At 35.0% G+C, this 24,660-nt stretch carries 21 protein-coding genes and 1 tRNA gene; 19 read left to right on the top strand and 3 right to left on the bottom strand.

Features of this window, described 5'->3' with window-relative positions:
• Positions 1-8: 8 nt before the first annotated feature.
• Positions 9-1,235 carry an MFS transporter gene (locus HNP99_RS12755; RefSeq protein ID WP_173853769.1) on the bottom strand — a complete coding sequence of 409 codons (1,227 nt, stop codon included), beginning with the start codon at positions 1,233-1,235 and terminating at the stop codon, positions 9-11.
• 90 nt (positions 1,236-1,325) lie between these two features.
• Here HNP99_RS12755 and HNP99_RS12750 point away from each other — a divergent pair, with 90 nt between their 5' ends.
• The 3 genes from HNP99_RS12750 (at position 1,326) to HNP99_RS12740 (ending at position 3,227) form a co-directional block, all read left to right on the top strand.
• A complete protein-coding gene (locus HNP99_RS12750) occupies positions 1,326-2,198 on the top strand; it encodes a LysR substrate-binding domain-containing protein (protein WP_173853768.1) in 873 nt (290 codons plus the stop codon).
• A gap of 96 nt (positions 2,199-2,294) precedes the next feature.
• A tRNA-Ser gene (locus HNP99_RS12745) sits at positions 2,295-2,381 on the top strand.
• Positions 2,382-2,501: 120 nt separating this feature from the next.
• Complete coding sequence (locus tag HNP99_RS12740; RefSeq protein ID WP_173853767.1) at positions 2,502-3,227, top strand: porin family protein; 726 nt, start codon at positions 2,502-2,504, stop codon at positions 3,225-3,227.
• On the opposite strand, the gene HNP99_RS12735 is transcribed toward HNP99_RS12740, so the two are convergent.
• Positions 3,222-3,827: a hypothetical protein gene (locus HNP99_RS12735; RefSeq protein ID WP_173853766.1), complete on the bottom strand. Its 606-nt coding sequence runs from the start codon at positions 3,825-3,827 to the stop codon at positions 3,222-3,224. The genes HNP99_RS12740 and HNP99_RS12735 overlap by 6 nt on opposite strands.
• Positions 3,828-4,062: 235 nt before the next feature.
• Here HNP99_RS12735 and HNP99_RS12730 point away from each other — a divergent pair, with 235 nt between their 5' ends.
• The 12 genes from HNP99_RS12730 to HNP99_RS12675 all read left to right on the top strand — a co-directional run bounded on the left by HNP99_RS12730 (position 4,063) and on the right by HNP99_RS12675 (position 20,227).
• On the top strand, positions 4,063-6,507 hold the full coding sequence (locus HNP99_RS12730; RefSeq protein ID WP_173853765.1) for a bifunctional UDP-N-acetylmuramoyl-tripeptide:D-alanyl-D-alanine ligase/alanine racemase: 2,445 nt from the start codon (positions 4,063-4,065) through the stop codon (positions 6,505-6,507).
• Between the two features lie 95 nt (positions 6,508-6,602).
• Positions 6,603-7,019 (top strand): large conductance mechanosensitive channel protein MscL, encoded by a 417-nt coding sequence (mscL, locus tag HNP99_RS12725; protein ID WP_173853764.1) that lies wholly within the window; start codon positions 6,603-6,605, stop codon positions 7,017-7,019.
• A 160-nt stretch (positions 7,020-7,179) separates the two neighbouring features.
• Positions 7,180-8,175: an aspartate-semialdehyde dehydrogenase gene (locus HNP99_RS12720; protein ID WP_173853763.1), complete on the top strand. Its 996-nt coding sequence runs from the start codon at positions 7,180-7,182 to the stop codon at positions 8,173-8,175.
• A gap of 100 nt (positions 8,176-8,275) precedes the next feature.
• Complete coding sequence (locus HNP99_RS12715) at positions 8,276-8,626, top strand: hypothetical protein (RefSeq protein WP_173853762.1); 351 nt, start codon at positions 8,276-8,278, stop codon at positions 8,624-8,626.
• A gap of 205 nt (positions 8,627-8,831) precedes the next feature.
• Complete coding sequence (locus HNP99_RS12710; protein ID WP_173853761.1) at positions 8,832-11,042, top strand: TonB-dependent receptor; 2,211 nt, start codon at positions 8,832-8,834, stop codon at positions 11,040-11,042.
• A 501-nt stretch (positions 11,043-11,543) separates the two neighbouring features.
• On the top strand, positions 11,544-13,034 hold the full coding sequence (locus HNP99_RS12705) for a cryptochrome/deoxyribodipyrimidine photo-lyase family protein (RefSeq protein WP_173853760.1): 1,491 nt from the start codon (positions 11,544-11,546) through the stop codon (positions 13,032-13,034).
• On the top strand, positions 13,034-13,768 hold the full coding sequence (locus HNP99_RS12700; RefSeq protein WP_173853759.1) for a YqjF family protein: 735 nt from the start codon (positions 13,034-13,036) through the stop codon (positions 13,766-13,768). The genes HNP99_RS12705 and HNP99_RS12700 overlap by 1 nt, the downstream gene beginning before the upstream one ends.
• Positions 13,755-13,892: a DUF2256 domain-containing protein gene (locus HNP99_RS12695; protein WP_173853758.1), complete on the top strand. Its 138-nt coding sequence runs from the start codon at positions 13,755-13,757 to the stop codon at positions 13,890-13,892. Before HNP99_RS12700 ends, HNP99_RS12695 begins: the two co-directional genes overlap by 14 nt.
• A 1-nt stretch (position 13,893) precedes the next feature.
• The gene (locus HNP99_RS12690; RefSeq protein WP_173853757.1) at positions 13,894-15,429 is read left to right on the top strand and encodes a cryptochrome/photolyase family protein; all 1,536 of its coding nucleotides are present in this window, start codon (positions 13,894-13,896) and stop codon (positions 15,427-15,429) included.
• The gene (locus HNP99_RS12685) at positions 15,429-16,715 is read left to right on the top strand and encodes a DASH family cryptochrome (RefSeq protein WP_173853756.1); all 1,287 of its coding nucleotides are present in this window, start codon (positions 15,429-15,431) and stop codon (positions 16,713-16,715) included. The genes HNP99_RS12690 and HNP99_RS12685 overlap by 1 nt, the downstream gene beginning before the upstream one ends.
• Positions 16,716-17,502: 787 nt before the next feature.
• A complete protein-coding gene (locus HNP99_RS12680) occupies positions 17,503-19,599 on the top strand; it encodes a prolyl oligopeptidase family serine peptidase (RefSeq protein ID WP_371810472.1) in 2,097 nt (698 codons plus the stop codon).
• A gap of 313 nt (positions 19,600-19,912) precedes the next feature.
• Entirely contained in the window at positions 19,913-20,227 is a 315-nt protein-coding gene (locus tag HNP99_RS12675) for an HPF/RaiA family ribosome-associated protein (protein WP_173853754.1), read from the top strand.
• Positions 20,228-20,467: 240 nt separating this feature from the next.
• Here HNP99_RS12675 and HNP99_RS12670 read toward each other — a convergent pair whose 3' ends face one another.
• Positions 20,468-22,054, bottom strand: a complete 1,587-nt coding sequence (locus HNP99_RS12670) for a L,D-transpeptidase family protein (RefSeq protein ID WP_173853753.1) — start codon at positions 22,052-22,054, stop codon at positions 20,468-20,470.
• Positions 22,055-22,213: 159 nt separating this feature from the next.
• Here HNP99_RS12670 and HNP99_RS12665 point away from each other — a divergent pair, with 159 nt between their 5' ends.
• The 4 genes from HNP99_RS12665 to HNP99_RS12650 all read left to right on the top strand — a co-directional run bounded on the left by HNP99_RS12665 (position 22,214) and on the right by HNP99_RS12650 (position 24,602).
• Complete coding sequence (locus tag HNP99_RS12665) at positions 22,214-22,729, top strand: nuclear transport factor 2 family protein (protein WP_173853752.1); 516 nt, start codon at positions 22,214-22,216, stop codon at positions 22,727-22,729.
• 169 nt (positions 22,730-22,898) lie between these two features.
• Positions 22,899-23,576, top strand: coding sequence for a tRNA (guanosine(46)-N7)-methyltransferase TrmB (gene trmB, locus HNP99_RS12660; protein WP_173853751.1), 678 nt, complete (start codon positions 22,899-22,901; stop codon positions 23,574-23,576).
• Positions 23,577-23,629: 53 nt separating this feature from the next.
• Complete coding sequence (locus HNP99_RS12655; RefSeq protein ID WP_173853750.1) at positions 23,630-24,265, top strand: LysE family transporter; 636 nt, start codon at positions 23,630-23,632, stop codon at positions 24,263-24,265.
• 10 nt (positions 24,266-24,275) lie between these two features.
• Positions 24,276-24,602 carry an MGMT family protein gene (locus tag HNP99_RS12650; protein ID WP_173853749.1) on the top strand — a complete coding sequence of 109 codons (327 nt, stop codon included), beginning with the start codon at positions 24,276-24,278 and terminating at the stop codon, positions 24,600-24,602.
• Positions 24,603-24,660 lie beyond the last annotated feature (58 nt).

Here is a 24,660-nt window from a genome sequence, read left to right as displayed (position 1 = left end):
GATTAACTTTATAATGAACCGGACATGTATTTTGCTTGCTGGTTTTTTTTTTGGTTTTCATAATAAAGATAAACTACAACTGATATCAAACAAATTATTCCTTGAATAGCCACCGTATTTCTTGTTCCTATACGATGGGATAAATACCCTATTATTAGACTTCCCACTGGAATCATTCCCTGAAAAGCCATCATGTAGTAACTAATGCTTCGGGAACGCATTTTTGAGCTGCTTTTAGTCTGTATGTAAATGTTTATTGAGGATGTTTGCCCCATCATCCCAATGCCACTTAAAATCATGCACAGCAAAGTAATTATGATATTGCTCGATATGGCAATTACTAAAATACTAAAACCTAGTATTACACTGGCGCCAATCATTACTTTATTGATGTTCTCTACTGATTTTATATTAGCAAGATAGATAGCTGAGATTATGGCTCCAATTCCTGCTGCACTTTCAAACCAACTAAATGTTTGTGCATTTCCATTAAAAATGTCTTTTGCAAAAACAGGCATCAATGTGTTGAAAGAAATTACAAACAAACTACTGCAGGTGAGCATCAATAACATCTTTGCCATTTCTCCTTCTTTTTTAACGTAGTCTAATCCTTCTATGAAATCATCCAGCAGTTGGAGTTTATTAGTTGCTTTTGCTTCCTTTTTAATTTTCATTAAAGATAACGATATTAAAACAGGAATGTAGCTTAAAAAATTACCTATAAAGCAAATGTCTTCGCCGTAATTATGTAGAATGATACCGGCTAATGCAGGTCCAGAAATTCTGGCAAAATTTGTCAAGGTAGAGTTTAAGGCTACAGCATTTGGTAAGTCATCTTTATTATCTACGATATCGACCATCATTGTCTGGCGGCACGTCATGTCAAAAGCATTGATAACTCCCTGAATAAAACTTAATCCTAGAATAAAAGTAATGTTGTAGACTTTAAAATAGATCAATAAAGCGAGTGCTCCCGCTTGCAACATAGCTAATGATTGCAAGATCATCATACTGCGATGTCTATTATAGCGACCAATTATACTCCCGGCTATTGGAGCCAAAAATAAAGAAGGAATCATGCTTAAAAATGTTGCTAAGCCTAATAAAAATACTGATCCTGTAATGCTATATACCATCCAACTTACGGCTGTTTTTTGCAACCAAGTTCCAATAACCGAAACGGATTGTCCGTAAAAGAACAGTTTGAAATTTCGTGATTTGAGTGCTTTAAACATAACTGATTTTATTTACTACAAATTTCGGTATTTTGAATTCATTAGAAAAATTAATAATTTTACTGATAACAAGTAGTTAAACTTATTATTATGGAAATCCAGCAACTCAATTATTTTATAAAAACTGCCGAAGTTTTGCATTTTACTAAAGCAGCCGAACTATGTTTTGTTACGCAATCAGCGCTTTCGCAACAAATAAAAAAACTAGAGGAAGAGCTAGGAATGCCTTTGTTTCTTAGGACTGGAAAAAAAATACAACTTACCGAGGCAGGAACTCTTTTCCTAAAACACGCGCAACAGATCGTAGGAGATGTACAATCAGGAAAACAAGCTATAGAAGATTTAAACGCATTAATAGGCGGAGAACTGCGAATAGGAGTAACCTATATTTTTGGTCTATTAGTGTTGCCAGTAGTGCAAACTTTTGCTAAAAGCTATCCTAAATTAAAAATAATAGTAGAATATGGCGCTACTGAACCGTTGGAGCAAAAATTAATCAGCAATGAGTTGGATTTAGTATTGGTAATTTCAGCCAATGAAATTGATTCGAGGATTAGAAAAATTCCGTTGTTTACCTCTGAGTTGGTTATGGCTGTAGCCAAAACAAATCCGTTAGCCGCGTTAACGCAAATTCCGTTCAAAAAGTTAGAAGATATTCCGCTGATTCTTCCTTCGCAAGGATTTAATTCTAGGGAGTTTCTTGACAATTTATTCGAGAAAAATAATATGAAACCTAAAATTCCGATTGAATTAAATGCTATTCATCCTTTGTTACAAATTATAGAAAACAGCGAATGGGCTACTGTAGTTACTGAAATGGCATTAAGCGGATGGCATAATATTAAAGCAGTTAAACTGGAGGGAGTTGCTACAGAGCGAATTTCTTATATTCTAACACTGAATAATGAATACCAAAAAAAAGCGATAAATTTATTTATTGCCGCTTTTAGAAAAATACTTTAAGTTATTGGTCTGAAAAATAAAATGGGAAGTGATAAAAAATATACTTAAATTTTGTTGCTATAACTCATTTTTTTAGTGTTATTTGCAATCCCAACTAGAGAGGTGTCTGAGTGGTTGAAAGAGCTAGCCTGGAAAGCTAGTATGTGGGTAACTGCATCGTGGGTTCGAATCCCATCCTCTCTGCAAAATAAACGAATGCTTCCTGCAAAGGGAGCATTTTTTTGTTTTACTATTTAATGTAACTTTGAAACTTAGTAATTGTCCTATCTTTGTAATGCCATAGCATTCAATTTATTCTATTCGATGAAAAAATCCATTACTACTTACTGTTTTACTAAATTAATAGTACTAAGCTTTTTGCTGCTTTCGGGTATCAAGATGTATTCACAAGAGCAAGAAACTATTAATGAAGCGACATTGATTAAAATTGACTCTTTATATAGAGAGGATCAATTCTTTTTTAGTTTTACCTATAATACTTTGCAATCAAAACCTTCAGGGTTTTCTCAGGATAAATTTTCTACAGGGTTTTCGATGGGTTTTTTGAGAGACATGCCTATTAAAAAAGACAGAACAATTGCCATTGCTACGGGACTTGGATTTACCTATAATAATTATATTCAAAATTTAGCTATAACAGGGACAAATCAAGATGCTGTTTACGCTATTATTGATTCGGACTATAACAAAAACAAATTCTCACAATTTTTAGTAGATGTTCCTATTGAGTTTAGATGGAGGACATCAACGTATGAGAGTCACAAGTTCTGGCGTATATATGGTGGTGTGAAATTTAGTTATTTGCTCAATGATAGATCGTTACTCAATGATAGTTCTGGAAAAAACATAATTAAAGGAAATAAGGATTTTAATAAATTTCTATACGGTGTTTATGCTTCGGTTGGGTACAATACGGTAAATGTTTATGCGTATTATGGTTTGAATTCGATGTTTAAATCGGCTAGTATAGCAGATAAAAACATTGATATGAAAGCCTTAAATATTGGACTAGTTTTCTATATTTTATAACCACAAATACAATAAAAGCATTTGAGGTATCGCACCTATTAAGGTACCCAAAATTAGCTCTTTTAGGTTATGTGCCTTCATTACTAATCGTGATGAGGCTACAACACCATTCATTAAAATAAGCGCTGCTATCAAATAGGTATATGGGTGTTGGTCGTGTAGACTTAGCCCTATTACAAAAATGGTAAGTCCGCTTATACCCATCATGTGTAAACTGGCTTTTGTTTTTACAAAAAGTAATAAAAGTGCAATCAAAGTACTCATTAATGCCCCTAAAAAGAAAAAGTGTAATTCAGGATAATGTTCTAGGGTGATTGTTCTACGAACTAATAAAATGATTAAAAAAACATGAATTACCAAGGGTATTTTTCGCTCTGATATTGACGGAATCATGTACGAGCTTATTTTGCCGGTAGAGCGCAATACAAACGAAAACAGTATGGGTACTAAGACCGTGATAATAGCAATTTGTAATAAAATAAATATCTTTTCTTGATTTATAAAATACGAATTATTCGAAAAAAGGTAAAATAGCGTCGCATACAAAGCAATAAATATCGGATGGAAAATATAAGAGATTAGCGGAAGAATTTTTTTCAAGATTTCATACATTGGTTACACAAACAAATATACTAAAATACTCTTTGCAATACTAAAACCTGCTAACAAGTAAGTAAATCCAACTTTACAATTGAGCAGTATCATAATAGAAATGGTATAATGTTAGGTTTTAAAAAAGAAGTAGTATTTTTGAAAATGATTGGGGGTAATGCACTTTGCTTGTTCCTTATTAAATTTAAAATTCTTAATAGTAAAGTAATTACGTCTTCTTACAATGAGTATAGCCTTAAAAAGTATTGTTCCTGTGGTTCAAGCAAAATGGTTAGGAACCCAGTTAAATTTAGAAATTGAAACCATATCGATTGATAGTCGCTCCTTACAAAATAGTTCACACACCTTGTTTTTTGCCTTGGTAGGTCCCAATAATGATGCGCACAGTTATATAAGTGACTTAATTAGCACCGGTGTTCAAAACTTTGTGGTGACTTATATTCCGGAAGGTTATGAGGACAAAGCTAATTTTTTAGTAGTAAAAAATACGCTTACCGCACTTCAAGAATTTGCTGGTTATTACCGCAGTCAGTTTCATTTTCCTGTAATAGGATTAACAGGTAGCAACGGAAAAACAATTGTAAAAGAATGGTTAAATTTTTTATTAAGCCCTGATTTTAATGTTATTCGCAGTCCTAAAAGTTACAATTCACAAGTAGGTGTACCGCTATCGGTGGTGGCTATTAATGAAAAGCACAACTTAGGGATCTTTGAAGCTGGAATTTCGACCGTTAGTGAAATGACTCGCTTAGAGCAAGTGATCCAGCCCACAATTGGTCTTTTGACAAACATTGGTTCTTCTCACGATGAAGGCTTTGAAAATTTGGAACAAAAAATTCAAGAAAAATTACTTTTTTTTAAAAATGCTGAGGTATTAATTTATCAAAAAAATAAAGTAGTAGATCCTTTTATCAATCCCAATATAAAAGTATTTTCATGGAGTTTTAAAGAAGAAACTGCAGCTGTTTTTGTATTTAAAAAAGAAACCGAAGACCAAAATACGCTACTTCATTACCGTTATAATGGCAAAGAATATCAATTTAAGATTCCGTTTCAAGACAAAGCTTCAATAGAAAATGCTATTTCCTGCTTGATGGTTTTATTGTATTTGAAATATGATAATGCTGTTATTCAGTCTAGAATGTTACTGCTTTTTCCTGTAGAAATGCGATTGAAAGTTAAAGATGGTATTAATAATTGTACGATCATTGATGATAGTTATAGTTCGGACTTTCAATCTTTAAAAATTGCTTTGGATTTTTTAGAAAGTCAAAAGCAATTCCAGCAGAAAACGGTTATTCTATCGGATATTTTTCAAAGTGGTTTGTCTAATGAGGAGTTGTACTCTAGAGTGGCACGATTGATTATTTCGAACAATATCAACAGAGTAATTGGTATTGGAGAAACAATTTCGGATTTTAAAGATAAGTTCGAAAATTGCATTACTTTCAAGGATACGGCTGATTTTATTGCTAATTTCGAAAGTTTAGATTTTGCTAACGAGACTATTTTGGTTAAAGGAGCCCGTTCTTTTCAATTTGAAGAAATTGTTTACCTGCTAGAAGAGAAAACCCATGAAACGGTATTAGAAATAAATTTGAATGCCATAAGTTACAACTTGAATTTCTTTAAATCTAAACTGAAACCTGACGTGAAAATTATGGTTATGGTCAAAGCTTTTGGTTACGGGAATGGCGGACTCGAAATTGCAAATTTGCTTGAGCATCATAAAGTAGATTATTTAGGTGTGGCTTTCGCCGATGAAGGTATTTCGTTAAAAAATGGCGGTATACATTTACCTATTATGGTATTGAATCCAGAGAATACTAGTTTTGCAGCGATTATTCAGCACCAGTTAGAGCCAGAAATATATTGCTTAAAAGGATTACACGCCTTTTTGAAAATTGCAAAACAGAAGAACTTAAAATCTTTTCCTATACATATAAAGTTAGATACAGGAATGCACCGTTTGGGTTTTGAGGAAGAGGCTTTGGATGAACTTATTGCTACTTTAAAAGGTAATGAGACTGTAAAAGTGCAAAGTATTCTTTCCCATTTAGCAACTAGTGATGATTTAGTTCACCGTGAATTCACGATTTCTCAAATAAGTATTTTCGAAAAACTATCTTCTAAGATTGTCGCCGCTTTAAATATCAACCCTATTAGACACATTTTGAACACCTCTGGAATAAGCAATTATCCAGATGCGCAATACAATATGGTACGATTAGGGATTGGGTTGTATGGAGTGTCAAATGATCCGTCAGAGCAAAAGTTTCTGGAAAATGTAGGAACATTGAAGTCGGTTATTTCTCAAATAAGAACCATAGGAGCCGGAGAAAGCGTAGGTTATGGTCGAAGATTCATGGCTGATAAACTAACCCGCGTAGCAACTATTCCTATAGGATACGCTGACGGAATATCGAGAGGCTGGGGTAATGGAGTAGGTTTTGTAAATATTAAAGACAAAAAGGCTAAAATTTTAGGGAGTATTTGCATGGATATGTTAATGGTTGATGTAACGGAAATTGACTGCACAGAGGGAGATTCAGTGATTATTTTTGGCGAAAAGCCCACAGTATCTTACATTGCAAAAAAGCTTAATACTATACCGTATGAAATTTTAACGAGCATATCACAACGGGTAAAACGTGTTTTTTATCGTTAATTAGTGATTAACAACGGCAAAATTGGGTATTATGTTAAAAAAATCTTAATTTCGTTTAATAAGAAAATAATAATTAAACCTAAAAAATAAAAAGTATGGGATTTTTCAGTGATTTTAAAGCATCATTAATGAAAGGTGATGTGTTAAGTTTAGCAACTGCTGTAGTAATTGGTGGTGCCTTTAGTAAAGTGATCGGTTCAGCCGTTGATGATATTATTATGCCAGTTATTGGTTTATTAACAGGAGGAGTAGACTTTACGACTAAGTTTATCGCTTTAAACGGTGAGAGCTATGCTAACCTTGATGCAGCAAAAGAAGCTGGAGCAGCTGTGATGACATACGGTAACCTAGTGCAAGCGATTATTAATTTTGTAATTATTGCATTTTTTGTATTCGTAATTTTAAGAGCAGCTGAGAAAAGTAAAAAGAAAGAAGCAGCAGCTCCTGCAGCACCAGCTGGCCCTACGCAAGAAGAGCTATTGATACAAATTAGAGATTTATTGAAAAAATAAATTTGTATATAACTTTAAAAAGCCTTGTCATTGACGGGGCTTTTTATTGTCTTTGTTTTATTTGTAACATTTTGTTATTTTTTGTGAAGCATCTTGTTTTGATTTCTTTATTACTTACTTTTGTAATTCAAATTTAATATTCAATTATAAAAATATAGAAATGAAAATAGCAGTTGTAGGTGCAACCGGTATGGTTGGAGAGGTTATGTTACAAGTATTAGCAGAAAGGAATTTTGTGTCGGCTGCTGATGAATTGATTCTTGTTGCTTCAGAAAGATCCGTAGGTAAGGAAATTGCCTTTAATGGTAAAAACTATAGTGTGGTAGGTTTAGCTACAGCTGTTGCAATGCAACCAGATATTGCTTTATTTTCTGCAGGCGGTGATACTTCATTAGAGTGGGCTCCAAAGTTTGCTGCAGCTGGAACAACAGTGATAGACAACTCTTCTGCTTGGAGAATGGACCCTACAAAAAAACTAATCGTACCTGAAATTAATGCCTCTTCATTAACTAAAGAAGACAAAATTATTGCTAATCCCAACTGTTCTACTATCCAGATGGTATTGGTATTAGCACCTTTGCATAAAAAATACAATATTAAGCGTGTCATTGTTTCTACTTACCAATCAATTACTGGAACAGGAGTAAAAGCAGTCGAGCAATTAGAAAATGAATATGCTGGAAAGCAAGGCGAAATGGCGTATAAATACCCAATTCATAGAAATGCGATTCCTCAATGTGATTCATTTGAAGAAAACGGATACACTAAAGAAGAAATGAAATTAGTTCGCGAAACTCAAAAAATTCTTGATGACAAAACAATAGCTGTTACTGCTACTGCCGTGCGTGTGCCTATTGTAGGAGGTCATAGTGAAGCTGTAAATGTCGAATTTAAAAATGACTTTGTAGTTTCGGATATTAGAAATATTTTACACCATACTGATGGTGTGGTAGTTCAAGATAATAATGATACTTATACGTATCCTATGCCAATATATGCACAAGGTAAAGATGATGTATTTGTGGGTAGAATTCGTCGTGACGAGAGTCAACCCAATACATTAAACATGTGGATTGTTGCTGATAACTTGCGTAAAGGAGCGGCTACTAATACCATTCAAATTGCTGAATACTTAGTTGCAGCCAAGTTAGTATAATAGTATTTTATACTAAATATAAGAACCATCTAAAATAATAAAATCTAGGTTTTGTTATTTTAGATGGTTTTCTTTTGTCGTTTTGTTACCTTTGTCTCGTATGAAAAAGAAACAGCTCTTAATAAGTTTCTCTTTAGCGATGACCGTATTGTTCTCAATATTTTTTCAATCGCTTCATACCTATGTCCATTTTGTGGAGCAATTTGCACAAACAGAATGCCATCATAAATACAATGTTACCCATACTGAAATTACCCATCAGCATCATGCCTTTGAGCAATGTACGGTGTGTCATTTCTCCTTTGGAAGTTATGTTTCTCCTGAAGTTTTTACGTATAAAGTCTATACGAATTACAAACTAATTCCTTATTTTTTTTCTGCTTCTAAAAAAGATGTTTTATTTTCTGGAAGCTTATATTCTCATCGCGGACCTCCCAACTCTATTGCTTAATTAGCCTTTGGAATATAAATAAAACAATTTATAAATCAAGCACAGCATTAATTGAGTAATTACATCCGTGAAAAGGGTTGTAATTCTTTGTTATTGCATTGTTTGGAAGTTTATTCCTGTTTGTTTTTGTTTCACTTTTATTTTTTTAAAAAATTAAACAATCTCGCTTAGTAAATCGTTTAGCTAAGTAACAGAATCATTCCTGATGAAAAAATACATACTAATCCTGATTTTAGGATTTTCGGCTGTGCTCCAGGCACAAAATACAGTTACAGGTACCGTTTTAAATTTAGCAAACCAACCTATTAAAGGAGTGTCCGTCTATGCCTCTGAATTGCACAAAGGAACTACTACAGATGAAAACGGAAAATACACTCTTTCGAATTTGCCTAACGGTGATGTCAAAATAAGCTTCACATTTGTAGGTTTTGCAACTCAAAATAAAACCATTCAGAAAGTAAATAAAGAGAATACGCTCAATATAACATTAGAAGAGTCTGCTTTTCAAATGGATGAGGTGATTGTTTCTACTGCTTTCAATAAAATTCAATCGCAAAACGTGATGAAGGTAGAGCACGAAACCATCAAAGAATTGCAACAAAAAGGGACTTCGACACTTATTGAAGGTTTAGCCACGATTCCTGGAGTTTCGCAAGTTTCAACGGGAACATCAATTGGGAAACCCGTAATTCGTGGATTAAGCGGTAACCGCGTTTTGGTGTATTCACAAGGGGTTCGTATGGAAAACCAACAGTTTGGTGACGAACATGGTTTAGGCTTAAATGATGCCGGTGTAGAAAGCGTTGAGGTTATAAAAGGGCCAGCTTCGTTGCTGTACGGTTCTGATGCTCTTGGTGGAGTTTTATATTTCAACCCAGAGAAATTTGCTGACGCCAATACGTTTAAAGCTAATTTTAGCCAAAAGTTCTTCTCAAATACGCTAGGAAGCAATTCCTCACTTGGGTTAAAAACATCAACAGAAAATTGGAAATTCCTAGCGCGCGGGAGTTACAATACGCATTCTGATTATCGTATTTCTGGAGGAGATCGCGTAACGAATACTCGCTACAATGAAACCGATTTTAAAACAGGAATTGGCTACAGTAATGCCAAGTTTTCTTCGGTACTTCGATATAATTTTAACAAATTAGACTTGGGGCTTCCTGAAGATGGAATAGCGGAGCAATCGACTAGCAAAAATACTGGTTTTCCTAGACAAGGTGTTTTTAGTCATTTATTGAGTTTGAATTCCATTATATATTTAAAAAACTCCAAACTAGATGTTGATTTAGGGTATGTGACTAACGATCGATCTGAGTTTGAAGATAGCAATGTAGCAGGTTTACAAATGAAATTAAAAACCTTTAATTACGATGCCAAATACCATTTGCCTAAAATGGGGAAACTAGAATCGATTATTGGAATTCAAGGAATGCATCAAACAAATGCCAACTCTGGAGAAGAATATTTAATTCCAGATGCCACTACCAATGACTTTGGGGTTTTTGGAACGGCCAATTATGAATGGGGAAACAACAGTGCATTGCAAGCGGGTTTGCGTTTTGATAATCGTCAAGTATCGAGTATTGAGCACGGAACCTTAGGCGATGAAGGCTACTTTAAAGCTATTGATAAATCATATGATAGTTTTAATGCGTCGTTAGGATACAAAACTAATTTGGCTGATAATTTCACGATGCGATTGAATCTTGCGTCTGGTTTTAGAGCGCCAAACTTGGCCGAGCTGACCTCAAATGGTGTTCACGAAGGAACCAATCGTTATGAAATAGGAAATTCGGATCTGAAAACGGAGCAAAACGTACAAACCGATCTAAACTTAGAATACAAAGCAGATCATATTGAGTTTTTTGTTAATGGTTTTTACAATCACATCAACAATTATATTTACACATCGCCTACGGGAATTGTTTTAGACGATAACGATGTGTATAATTACATTCAAAGCAATGCTAAATTATATGGAGGGGAAATAGGACTGCATTTTCACCCACATCCATTGGATTGGTTGCATTACGAAACAGCTTTTGAAACGGTTACTGGTAAAAAAGACAACGGCGATTATTTGCCTTTAATCCCAGCAAACAATTGGAATAATACATTACGAGGTGAATTTAAAATTAAAGATTGGTTAGAATCTGGTTTTGCTACTTTTAATGTAAGCTCTACATTCAATCAAGCTAATGTAAGCGGTTTTGAAACCAAATCAAACGGATACACTTTGGTGAATTTAGGTCTTGGTGGAACTGTAAAATTGGGTAAAACAGCTTTTGACGTCAACCTTAACGGAAATAACATTTTTGATAAAAAATACATCGCCCATTTATCAAGACTAAAATCAGATGGAATCCAAAATATAGGACGAAATATAGTGCTAGGGGTAAACTTTAACTTATAGGGCTATAGCAAACAAGTCGTTTACTTTTTACAAACCATTAAGAAATTTAGATTCATTAAGTGTTGCGCTTACTATTCTGAATGACTTAATGGTTTTTTTGTGGTTATAGCTTACACAGAGTTTTACTAATTTTTTTCTAAATGTTTGTTCCGCAAAGAGTCACAAAGTAAAAGTAGAGAATCACTACTTTTTTTCTTAATTTCCCTAAATTTCTTAATGGTAAAAATATTTTTGCGATTGTCTTTGCAAGTTCCGCGTGTCTCTGTGTAATCTTTTGTTCCGCAAAGATTCACAAAGTTGCCCCAGAGATTCTCTAAGTTTTTTTCTTAATGTCCCTTAATTTCTTAATGGTTTAAAAAAATCTCTGCATAAACTCCGCACATCTCTGTAAAATAACTTTACTTAAGCTGTATCTGTTTACAATAACATTCTCTATTTAAATTAAGTTTTGTATATTTGTTTAACTTTAATTAATAAAGGTTAAACAAAAAAAACAAAACGGTGAGTAAACCAGCTGTAAATATTGTGTGGTTCAAACGTGATTTACGATTTGTAGATAACGAAGCCTTGTTTGCTGCGCAAAATTCGGGTTTGCCTTTGTTATTTGTTTATTGTTTTGAACCAACAGTTATGGATTATGATGATGCAGATGTGCGTCATTGGCGGTTTATTTATGAGTCGATTCAGGATCTGCAAACCAAATTAAATGAGATCAACGGAACCTTCTATTATTTTCATAATGAAGTACAAACTGTTTTTGAGGAACTACTAAAAAAGTACGATATAAAAACGGTATTCTCGCACCAAGAAATTGGGAACAAAGTGACTTTTGATCGGGACATAGCAATGCATGATTTTTTTATAAAAAATAAAATCGACTGGAAAGAATCGCAAATGCACGGTGTCATCCGGAAATTAAAATCAAGACAACATTGGGACAAACGATGGGAAGATGTCATGCGTGCCGAACCTAAAATGAGTGCCGTAAAAGATTTTAATTTAGTACAATTAGACGAGGTATTTTATAATTCTATAAAAGGACAACCATTATCAATAGATATTACAAACCCAAATAAAAATTTCCAAAAAGGAGGCGAAAATCTCGCTTGGCGCTACTTGGATAGTTTTGTAAAAGAGCGTTATGTTAATTACAGTAAGCATATTTCTAAGCCTGCTTTGAGCAGAAAAGGATGCAGTAGGTTGTCACCTTATCTGGCGTATGGAAACATTAGTATGCGAATGATCTATCAGTACACCAATCAGCATTACGAAGGATCCAAAAACAAGCGCGCCATCCTCAATTTTGTTTCAAGATTGCATTGGCATTGCCATTTTATACAAAAATTTGAAGACGAGTGCCGCATGGAGTTCGAAAATGTAAATCGAGCCTACGACACTTTGGTTAAACCAAAAAATGAAACCTACATCAAAGCATGGCAACAAGGACAAACGGGTGTGCCTATTGTTGATGCTTGCATGCGCTGTTTGGTAGCAACAGGTTATATCAATTTCAGGATGCGTGCAATGGTAGTGTCTTTTTTCACCTTTAATTTATGGCAAGATTGGCGGGAATTGCATTTTCTAGCCAGACAATTTTTAGATTATGAACCCGGAATTCATTATCCGCAAATCCAAATGCAATCAGGAACCACGGGCATTAACACCATCCGGATTTATAGTCCCATAAAAAACTCCGAAGATCATGATCCTGAAGCAGTTTTCATCAAACAATGGGTGCCTGAATTGGCCGAAATTCCAGTGAATTTAATACATGAACCTTGGAAACTAAATCCCATTGAACAACAATTTTACAATTGCGAAATAGGGAAGGATTATCCTGAGCCTGTTGTCAATATTGAAGAAACTAGAAAGTATGCCAGTGATGTGGTGTGGAGCTTTCGCAAAAAAGACGAAGTAAAAGAGGAAGGTAAACGCATCTTAAATAAACACGTTTCCAATCCGAATCGACGAACTAAAAAAACGAAATCATAATGACACTTTTTTTAAAAGCAAACTGGGAAAACATCATCATGGCTAATTATGAAATTGATCCTGCCATACTGCTTCCGTTTTTGCCCAAAGGAGTGGAACTGGATTTGTATGAAGGTAAAGCCTATGTGAGTTTGGTGGGTTTTATGTTCAAGAATACAAAGCTTTTCAATATTCCGATTCCGTATTTTGGGACTTTTGAAGAAATTAACCTGCGTTTTTATGTGATTCGAAAAGAGGGAAACACCTTAAAGCGAGGAGTTGTTTTTATCAATGAAACAATTCCGTATCCTATTGTGGCTTGGATGGCGAATAAATTATATAAGGAACATTATACCGTGGTGCCTACCAAACATGAAATTACGAGTGACGGCAATAGTAAAAAAGTACATTTCGGATGGCTTTTAAACAATAAGTGGAATAGTATTTATGTAGAAGCATCCACCGCATCCAAGCCGATGAAAAAGGATGGTCTAGAAAAATTCATTTTTGAACATTATTACGGTTATACCCAAGTGGATCAGAATAATACCGAAGAATACAAATTACAACATCCTTCCTGGTTGGCCAATCAAGTGTTGGATTATAAAATGGATTGCGATTTTACAGCAATGTACGGCGATGCTTTTTCGGTTTTAAATACAACAAAACCCGAAGCTGTTTTTATAGCCGAAGGATCTTCGGTAGGAATAGAATGGAAAAGAAACCGACTTAATTTTGAAAATGAAAAACGTTAAAAAACAAGATTTGCCCTCCAAAGTTTGTGTTATTTGTCAGCGGCCATTTAGCTGGCGTAAAAAATGGGAGAAAGTCTGGGATGAGGTAAAATATTGCAGTGATAAATGCCGAATGAATAAATAAAATGAAAAAAACATTACGATTGATTTTAGGAGATCAGCTCAATAGCAACCATTCTTGGTTTCAAACCAGCGATAGTTCGGTGACCTATGTGTTGATGGAAATCCGTACCGAAACCGATTATGCTACACATCACATCCAGAAGGTTATTGGTTTTTTTGCAGCAATGCAGGCTTTCGCCAAAGAATTACAAGCCAAAAATCACAACGTTATTTATTTTAAACTGAACGATCCAACTAACAAGCAAGCATTTGATAAAAACATAACTAGTTTGATTGACGAACAGCAGTTCACTCATTTTGAATACCAATTGCCAGATGAATTTCGAGTAGACCAGATGGTAAAGAGTTTGTATCAGTCGGTTTCCATTACGAGCGATGCAGTTGATTCTGAACATTTTTTTACTACAAGAACCGAATTAGCTGATTTTTTTGAAGGTAAAAAAACCTTTATCATGGAGAATTTTTACCGTTCCATGCGTAAAAAACACAACGTTTTGATGGAAGGGGCAAACCCCATTAACGGGCAGTGGAATTATGATGCAGAAAACCGTAAAAAATTGCCGAAAAATCACAAACCTACAGCGCCTTTGGTTTTTGATAATGATCTGACTCTAATTGCTAGCGAAATTGAGAAAGCTAGTATCAAAACTATTGGAAATGTAGATGCAGCGCATTTTGTTTGGCCCATCAATAGAACGCAGTCGTTAGAGTTAGTAGATTATTTTATGACGCATTGTTTGCCTTTATTTGGGAGTTACCAAGATGCGATGATGCCTAATGAATGGTCGTTGTATCACTCAAGGATTTCTTTTTCGATGAATATTAAAATGATTTCGCCACAAGAAGTAATTGACAAAGCTATCGCCGAGTGGCAGCGACGACCAGATGAAATTCAGTACAATCAATTAGAGGGTTTTGTGCGTCAGATTATTGGTTGGCGCGAGTACATGCGTGGGATTTATTGGTTAAAAATGCCTGAATATGCCAACTTAAATTTTCTAGACCATCAAGGAAAATTACCCGATTGGTATTGGACAGGAAACACCAAAATGAACTGCCTGAAAGACGCCATTCAACAAACTTTAAATTACGGTTATGCGCACCACATTCAGCGATTGATGATTACGGGCAACTTTGCGCTTTTGGCGGGCGTGCATCCAGACGAAGTGGGAGCCTGGTATTTGGGCGTGTACATGGACGCTATTGAATGGGTCGAAATCACCAATACCTTAGGCATGAGCCAGTTTGCCGATGGTGGAATTGTAGGCACAAAACCCTATGTAAGTTCGGCCAGTTATATTGATAAAATGAGCCATTATTGTGGTTCTTGTTATTACAAAAAAGCTGTAAAAACAGGCGATAAAGCGTGTCCTTTTAATAGTTTGTATTGGAATTTCTATGACAAACATGAAGATAAATTAGGTAAAAATCCGCGCATTGGGATGATGTACAATCTGTGGAAGAAAATGCAACCGGAGGCAAAAGTAGCGCTATTAGAACAAGCAGATTACTATTTAAAAAACATAAATAATTTATAATGAAAACGGCAATAGTTTGGTTTAAAACGGATTTACGGGTATTTGACAACGAAACATTGATCAAAGCAGTGGCGCAAAGCGAACAACTACTGCCTGTCTATTGTTTTGATGAGGCTCATTTTGAGACAACTAGTTTTGGCTTTGAAAAAACAGGGAGTTACAGGGCACAATTTTTATTGGAATCATTGCAGGATTTAGACGCCAACTTGAGAAAAATAGGTTCTGGCTTATTGATTCTTCGAGGAAAGCCCGAAGAGGAAATTCCCAAACTAGTCGCGCAATACAAAGCTCAAAAAGTGTTTGCCAAACGCGAAGTAGCCTATGAAGAAAAGCAAACCGAAAAAAAAGTACAAGAGGCATTGTTCAAATTGCGTTGTGAGCTCGAAACTTTTAGTACGAGTACGTTGTATCATGCCGAGGATTTGCCTTTTTCGATCAAAGATATTCCGGATGTATTTACTGTTTTTAGAAAAAAAACCGAGCAAGATGCGTCTATCAGACCTGTTTTTGAGGCGCCGCTTGCGATCACATCTCCTGAAATACCGCCATTACAATTGCCAACTTTAAAGGAGTTAGGTCTCAAATTGACCAAAATAGACAAGCGTGCAGCGATCCAGTTTAAAGGCGGAGAAACCGAAGCCTTAAACCGATTGAATTATTATTTTTTTGAAACCAAACAGTTATCGGTTTACAAAGAAACTAGAAACGGAATGGTAGGCGCCGATTATTCGTCCAAATTTTCTGCTTGGCTAGCAAATGGTTGTATTTCGCCAAGAGCGATTTATGATCAAATAAAAAAATATGAAACCATTAATGGCGCTAATGAATCGACTTATTGGTTGGTTTTTGAATTGCTGTGGCGTGATTTCTTCCGATTCATGTTCAAGAAATACCAGACCAAGTTTTTCTTATATTCAGGAATCAAACCAGACAAGCCGAATACCAAAGCAGCCAACGAAAAAGCACTCAAGCAATGGATCAATGGCACAACCGAATCGGATTTTATCAATGCCAATATGCTCGAATTAAAACAAACGGGTTTCATGAGCAACCGCGGACGCCAAAATGTCGCCAGCTATTTCTGCAATGAACTCCATATGGATTGGCGCATCGGAGCTGCTTATTTTGAGTCGCAATTAATCGATTATGATGTGTGTAGCAATTGGGGTAACTGGGCTTATCTGGCTGGAGTAGGTAACGACCCCAGAAAACACCGTTATTTTAACATAGAGAAACAAGCCAAGGATTATGATAAGGACAGTAGCTTTAGGAAATTGTGGGTGTAGTGATAAGTGATTTGAGCACTTAGCTTTTTGAAACATGTAAGTTTAAGTGCAGTTTTAGCTTATTTTTTTAACCATTAAGGAATTTAGATCCATTAAGGGTTGCTTTTTATATGCTTACTTTTTAATGCTAAAGACAGACTTTGCGCGTCTCTGAGTAACCTCCGCGTGTCTCTGCGAAATCTTTTGTTCCGCAAAGATTCACAAAGTTGCCCCAAAGATTCTCTAAGTTTTTTTTCTTAATTTCCCTTAATTCCTTAATGGTGAAAATATTTTTGCGCGTCTCTGCGTAATTTTTTGTTCCGCAAAGATTCACAAAGTTGCCCCAGAGATTCTCTAAGTTTTTTTTCTTAATTTCCCTTAATTTCTTAATGGTAAAAATATTTTTGCGATTCTCTGCGCAACCTCCGCGTGTCTCTGCGAAATTTTTTGTTCCGCAAAGATTCACAAAGTAAAAGCAGAGATTCTCTAAGTTTTTTTCTTAATTCCCCTTAATTCCTTAATGGTAAAAATATTTTTGCGCGTCTCTGCGTAATCTTTTGTTCCGCAAAGATTCACAAAGTAAAAGCAGAGGTTCGCTAAGTTTTCTTTCTTAATTTCCCTTAGTTCCTTAATGGTAAAAATATTTTTGCGATTCTCTGTGTAACATTTTTCACCATCACCAAGTAACAAAAAACAACTTTTAGCGTCCAATCCTACTAACGCTTTTCTTTTATCAAGGAAGCCAATGCTTTTCCTTATTTTTGTACTAACCAATAAAAAGAGACTAATGAAAAAATTAATTCTGATAATGGCAATACTCCCAACAATAGTTGCAACTGCACAAAACCAAGAACCCATAAAATATCCCGTAACGAACAAAGGAACGGTAGTCGACACCTATTTTGATACCGCGGTCTCTGATCCGTATCGCTGGCTAGAGGACGATCGATCTGATGAAACCGCCACTTGGGTAAAAGCCGAAAACGAAGTAACTTACGGTTACCTAGATAAAATTCCTTTTCGCGATGCACTAAAAGCCCGCATGGAAAAACTGTGGAACTACGAAAAAATAGGTTCACCATCCAAAGAAGGAAACTTTACCTATTTTTCAAAAAACAACGGACTACAAAATCAATCCGTCGTTTATAGAAAAGACGCTTCAGGCAAAGAAGAAGTGTTCTTAGATCCAAATACATTCTCCAAAGATGGAACCACATCACTAGGAGGTTTAGATTTCTCCAAAGACGGTTCCAAAGTGGCTTACGCCATTTCCGAAGGAGGAAGCGACTGGCGAAAAGTAATTATCATGGACGCAGTTTCCAAAAAGATTATAGAAGACACGATTGTCGATGTAAAATTCAGTGGACTGTCTTGGAGAGGAAACGAAGGATTTTACTATTCTAGTTACGAAAAACCAAAAGGAAGTGAACTTTCTGCCAAAACCGATCAACATAAACTGTATTTTCACAAATTGGGAACAGCCCAAAAAGAAGACCAAGTTATCTTTGGCGCAGACCAAAAACGCCGTTATGTGGGCGGCTACGTAACCGAAGACGATGCTTATTTAGTGATCTCGGCAGCCAATTCTACCTACGGAAACGAATTGTACATCAAAAGCCTAAAAACGCCAGACAGTCCCATTGTAACCATTGTCGATAATTTCAATAGTGACAACAGCGTTATGGAAACGCAAGGCAGTACATTATTCATAAATACCGATTTAAATGCGCCCAACAAACGCATCGTAACTGTTGATTTTAGTAATCCTTCGCCAGCCAATTGGGTCGATTTTATTCCAGAAACTCAAAATGTGTTGACACCTTCCACGGGAGGCGGTTATTTCTTTGCAAATTATATGAAAGACGCCGTTTCGGTCGTGCAGCAATACGATTACTCTGGTAAAATGATTCGTGAGATTCAGTTGCCAGCGGTAGGAAGTGCTGGTGGTTTTGGCGGAAAGCTAAATGACAAAACCCTGTATTATTCGTTTACCAATTACACCACACCGGGAACAATTTATAGTTTTGACCCAAAAGCAGGGAAGTCAGCGGTATACTCAAAACCAAATGTCGATTTCAAAAGCGAGGAGTACGAGTCCAAACAAGTGTTTTATACCTCAAAGGATGGAACCAAAATCCCAATGATCATCACCTATAAAAAAGGATTAAAACTAAACGGAAAAAACCCAACTATGCTTTACGGTTACGGTGGTTTTAATGTAAGTTTGACGCCAAGTTTCAGTATTGCCAATGCCGTTTGGATGGAAAACGGAGGTGTTTATGCCGTTCCTAACTTACGTGGCGGAGGAGAATACGGTAAAAAATGGCACGATGCCGGAACCAAAATGCAAAAACAAAACGTATTTGATGACTTCATCGCTGCAGCCGAATATCTAATTGCTCAAAAATACACATCGACCAATTTTCTAGCCATCCGCGGTGGGTCCAACGGAGGTTTGCTAGTAGGCGCCACCATGACGCAACGTCCCGATTTGATGAAAGTAGCCTTGCCAGCCGTGGGCGTGATGGACATGTTGCGTTACCACACTTTTACCGCAGGAGCAGGTTGGGCGTACGATTACGGAACAGCGCAGGACAGTAAAGAAATGTTTGAATACATCAAAGGCTATTCGCCAGTTCAAAACGTAAAAGCAGGCACGCATTATCCCGCGACAATGGTCACCACGGGCGATCATGATGATCGAGTAGTGCCGGCACACAGTTTCAAGTTTGCAGCCGAATTGCAAGAAAAACAAACCGGAACAAACCCAACGTTGATTCGTATCGATGTCAAAGCCGGTCACGGCGCAGGAAAATCGGTAGCGGCAAGCATTCAAGAAAACGTCGACATTCAGGCTTTTACCTTATACAACATGGGATTCAAAGCCTTACCAAAACTAAAATAAAAGTACAATAATTAGGATTAGGAGCTATTTCCTGCTGTACGCTCTATCTCTAGTGGCGAACCCCGCCACTAGAGGATGCCGCTTCCATCAGGGCTAGGGCAGTTGTATCCCAAATAAAATAAATAATCCAAAAACGCTATTCGAAAGAGTAGCGTTTTTTGTTTCTAATAAAGAGGTGCTGAATAAGTTAGTTGTTTAAAACACCATAAATACTGTTGATAAGCTTCTTTTATTTCATAATTTTTTACTAATTCATTCGTTTTTTGGATTGTTGTTCGTTAACTTTGAGAGACAATCATAAATACATTATAATATGAAAATACAATTTAACACAGACAAAAATGTAGAAGGACACGAAAGAGCAGAAGCTTACTTTTCTGCTGAATTAGAAACTGCTTTAGCGCGTTTTGAAGATAAAATTACACGTATAGAAGTTCATGTAGGAGATGAGAATAGTGCTAAACCTGGAATCAATGATAAACGTTGTTTAATTGAAGTTCGTCCAGCAAAATTACAACCTATTGTAGTTACTGAGCATGCTGATACAGTCGAGAAAGCTTTTAGAGGAGCACTTGATAAAATGAAGAAAACATTAAGCACGACTTTTGAAAAACAAAAAGCACACTAAATATATTCCGAACTAAGGAAACAGCATAAAAAAAAGGGCAATTACTATTAATAGTAATTGCCCTTTTTTATTAGAATAGAATCTAATGTCAATCAGGTGAAATTAAGATTATACCTATACCATTTATAAAACAGTCTATTGTCAGTTGGAGTGGAGTTGAGAACCGCGATTATGTTTTACGGCGCTCGATCTGATAAAAATTAGATGGACTGTGTTGGACTGTGTTTTGGAAGCACAAGATTATTTTTCAAATAATAAAGCAGCTAGAGGTTCGTCTCTTTTATAAACATCGTCATAAAAAGCTACATTACCATCAGTATCTACCCAAGCCGTAAAATAACCTATGTAAACCGGGATTTTATTTTTTAACGTGTACCATTTTTCTTTTCCAGCATGCATTGCTTCGTAAATTTTTTCGGCATCCCAGCTTTTGTCTTCTTCCATTATTTTTTCAGCAAGTTCCGCAGGATTTTCTACTCTTATACAACCATGGCTAAAAGCTCTCTTTTCTCTACTAAAAAGATATTTAGAAGGCGTATCATGCAAGTAAATAGCATTCGAATTTGGAAATAAAAATTTAACTAACCCTAATGAGTTTTTAGGACCTGGCTTTTGACGTACTCTACCGTTGTTCCACTCCATGTTATGTTGTGCAAGATAATTGCTATTTCTTTCAATGGCAGGTTTTATTTCTTTATTGATGATACTACTTGGTAGGTTCCAATAAGGGCTAAAAACAATGTATTTCATTGGAGCGCTAAAAATAACAGTTTTATTAAGGGTCTTACCTACTACCACATTAGATTTCATTAAGACTTTGCCATTTTTAAAATAGGTCAATTCATAAGCAGGAATGTTTACTGCAATTAATTCTTTAGACTTTGCTATATCTTTAGAAACCCATCTACAGCGTTCCATATTTACTACAATTGTTTTTATAAGTGAAGTAACAGGCGTACTCATATAATTAACTGTAGAACCATAAAGCAGCTTGTCGCCATTTATACCGCGTGTTTTCTTGAATTTTACTACTGCATCAGCCAGATTTGAATCATAAATGCCGCTTTTTGAATCGTTTTTTAAAAATCCATCAAGAAACAATCTTTTGCGTACCTGAGCAATGGCTTGTACACTGTCACCAATTTTTAAGGTTTTAAATCCTGCAGGAATTGTGATGCTATCCCAGCCTCCTTTTTTTTCAATTTGGCGGTATTTTTTTAGTTGGTCTTTCAGTAAATAATATTGACTGAACAACGTTTTTTTGTCTTTTTTAATCAAAGAAGGATCAATTATCAAAGAATCTGTATAAGCAGCATACGACTGTTTATCACGAGGTAGAAACCATTGCATTTCATCTGATTTTGAAGGTGCTAAACCGTGATAAACTTTATCTATATAAAAATAATATAAAGAAGTAGTTAGCAATTCAGAATCAATATTAGGTGTTTTAGAATCATTTTGAGGTTCGTAAATCAAATCAAATTCTGATTTATACGGAATCATAGTTTCAATTCCTTCTTCTGCTAAGTTATTTACTTTGTTGTAAAGCACATTTGCAAATTCATTTATACCCGTTTTATCATACCATAAATAATGAAATTCGTGTTTTAAATACAAACTCTTTACATCGTCTTGGTATTTCTTTAATAAAGGATGTTTGCTAAAAAAAGAAGCGACTAAGGTACTGTCAAAGGGCGTTTTACTTAGGTCTTCGTTTTCTAGTAGCTCTGAATCAGCTAGGTCTTTATTTTTGCTTTTTTTGCATGAAGCAAAACTTATTACAAATAGAGTAGCTAATAATAAAGTAATTAAAGTAGTTTTTTTCATGCTTTGATCTTAATAAATTAAGAGCGTAAAAATACATTAAAAGAGTTAATTTATGGCTATTTAGTGTTATTTAATAGTTATTTGCGTTAAAAAACTATCTTTACTAAATGCCTTATTGAAGGTGAACATTCTTTATTAAATGTGTTTAATAACTTTTTCATGAAAAATTATTTCTTAATTATTTTTGCATTACTATTATTTTCTTCTTTTAGTAGTTGGTCTGAAGACAACGATAAAGAAAAAATAAAGATCAATTTAATGCTAGATAATTGGCACAAGGCTGCTGCAGAATCACAATTTGGTACTTATTTTGATCTAATGACTGATGATGCTATTTTTATAGGAACTGATGCTGAAGAAAATTGGAATAAAACTCAATTTCAAGCGTACGCAAAGCCTTCTTTTGATAATGGAAAAGCATGGAGTTTTAAAGTAATTGAACGTCACATTTATTTTGATAAATCAGGAAATATGGCTTGGTTTGATGAATTACTAGATACACAAATGAAAATTTGTCGTGGTTCAGGCGTATTAGTGAAAATAGGTAAGGATTGGAAAATTAAACATTATGTGCTTTCAATGACTGTTCCTAATGATAATGCTGCTGAGGTTATAAAAATAAAAACTCCTATTGAAACTATTATAATTGATAAGTTAAGTAATAAAGAGCAGTAATTTGAGTTTTCTTTTTTAGTACTAATTTGAATAATTCCTACATTTTTTTGTAAAATTCGATTAAAAAGGTTTTTTTTCATTCCCAAACCATTCGGTCTTATATATTTCCTTAATTTTGCGACCCAAGACCTTTAGGTCGAACCATACGAAGTAAAATATTAGAAAAAAAGTGGGAAGCAAAAATAAATTAAAGAGATTCACGGAAAACGAAACATTTGCTAATGTTTTTCAACCAACAAGAGAAGAAGTAGTAGGTGATTTATTTCCTTTAAAAGGGAAGTGGAATGCAGAGTTTTTTAAAAATGACAATCCATTAGTTCTTGAATTAGGCTGTGGAAAAGGGGAATATTCAGTTGGTCTTGCAGAAAGATATCCGAATAAAAACTTTGTAGGAATTGATATAAAAGGAGCTCGTTTCTGGCGTGGTGCCAAGACTGCTGTGGAAACTGGTTTGGATAATGTGGCTTTCATTAGAACACAAATCGAATTAATCAACCATATTTTTGCTGAAAACGAAGTGGACGAAATTTGGATTACTTTTCCAGATCCTCAAATTAAATACAAGAGAACAAAGCACCGCATGACCAACTCGGAGTTTTTACAATTGTATAAAAAAATCCTTAAAAAAGATGGAGTGGTCAACCTTAAAACCGATAGCGAATTCATGCACGGTTATACATTAGGGTTGCTTCATGGTGAAGGACATGAAGTGTTGTATGCCAATCATAATGTGTATGTAAATGAAGGAAGTCCTGAGGAAGTAACTGCTTTTCAGACATTTTACGAAAAACAATATTTGGAAATTAACAAAGCAATTACGTATATTAGATTTAAAATTAAAGACTAATATTGTTTTTTAAACGCATAATGCACCCATTTTCACTGTTTGATTTATACTAAATGAATTTAATTTTACCACTGTTTTTTGGTTTTGTTACGGCAGTAATAGGCATTATTCCACCAGGATTAATCAATATGACAGCGGCAAAAGTGAATTTGAAAGAAGGGACTAGAAATGCTTTTTGGTTCATATTTGGCGCAATAATTGTTATCTTTTTTCAGGCTTATTTAGCGATTATTTTTGCCAGAATAATAGATGTACGACCAGATATTGTCATTCTTTTGCGAGAATTAGGTTTTGGTGTTTTTGGTTCATTAGCAATTTATTTCCTTTTTATAGCTAAAAAACCAAAGGTTAAAAAGAGTAAAATTGCCAAGAAAAGTCAAAAGAAACGCTTCTTTTTAGGGATGTTATTATCAGCATTGAACTTTTTCCCTATTCCGTATTACGTTTTTATTACAATTACTTTGTCGTCTTATGAATTATTTTCATTTGCGGCCTTTTCAGTTTTTACTTTTGTAAGCGGAGTAGTGCTAGGGTCTACACTTGTTTTCTATTTCTATATTCGTTTTTTTGAAAGAATAGAGTCAAAAGCAGATTACCTTTTAAGAAATATGAATACGATCATTGGAAGCATTACTGGAGTCATTGCCTTAGTGACTTTGTTTAACATTATTCGCTATTACTTGCAGTAAACCAATTCTTATGGCTGACAATAATTTTTTTGAAAAAGTATATGTCATCGCAAGACAAATTCCGTTTGGAAGAGTGACATCTTATGGAGCTATAGCAAAAGCTATCGGGGCAGCACGATCAGCTCGTATGGTAGGCTATGCGATGAATGCCTCGCACAATATGGGAGATGTTCCTGCGCATCGTGTAGTGAATAGAAAAGGATTGCTTACAGGTAAATTCCATTTTGATGGAACTAATCTTATGCAGCAATTATTAGAAAACGAAGAGATTGTGGTAATAGACAATCAAATAATTGACTTTGAGAAGCATTTTTGGGAACCGCCAATGAATGAATGATATTCAATTTTGCGGATGAAAAACTTCTAAAAGTACAAACTTTAAAATATTTTATCTT

The organism is Flavobacterium gelidicaeli, from assembly GCF_013294005.1.
In the GTDB taxonomy this organism is placed as follows: domain Bacteria; phylum Bacteroidota; class Bacteroidia; order Flavobacteriales; family Flavobacteriaceae; genus Flavobacterium.
This window is presented reverse-complemented; position numbering and strand designations above follow the sequence as displayed.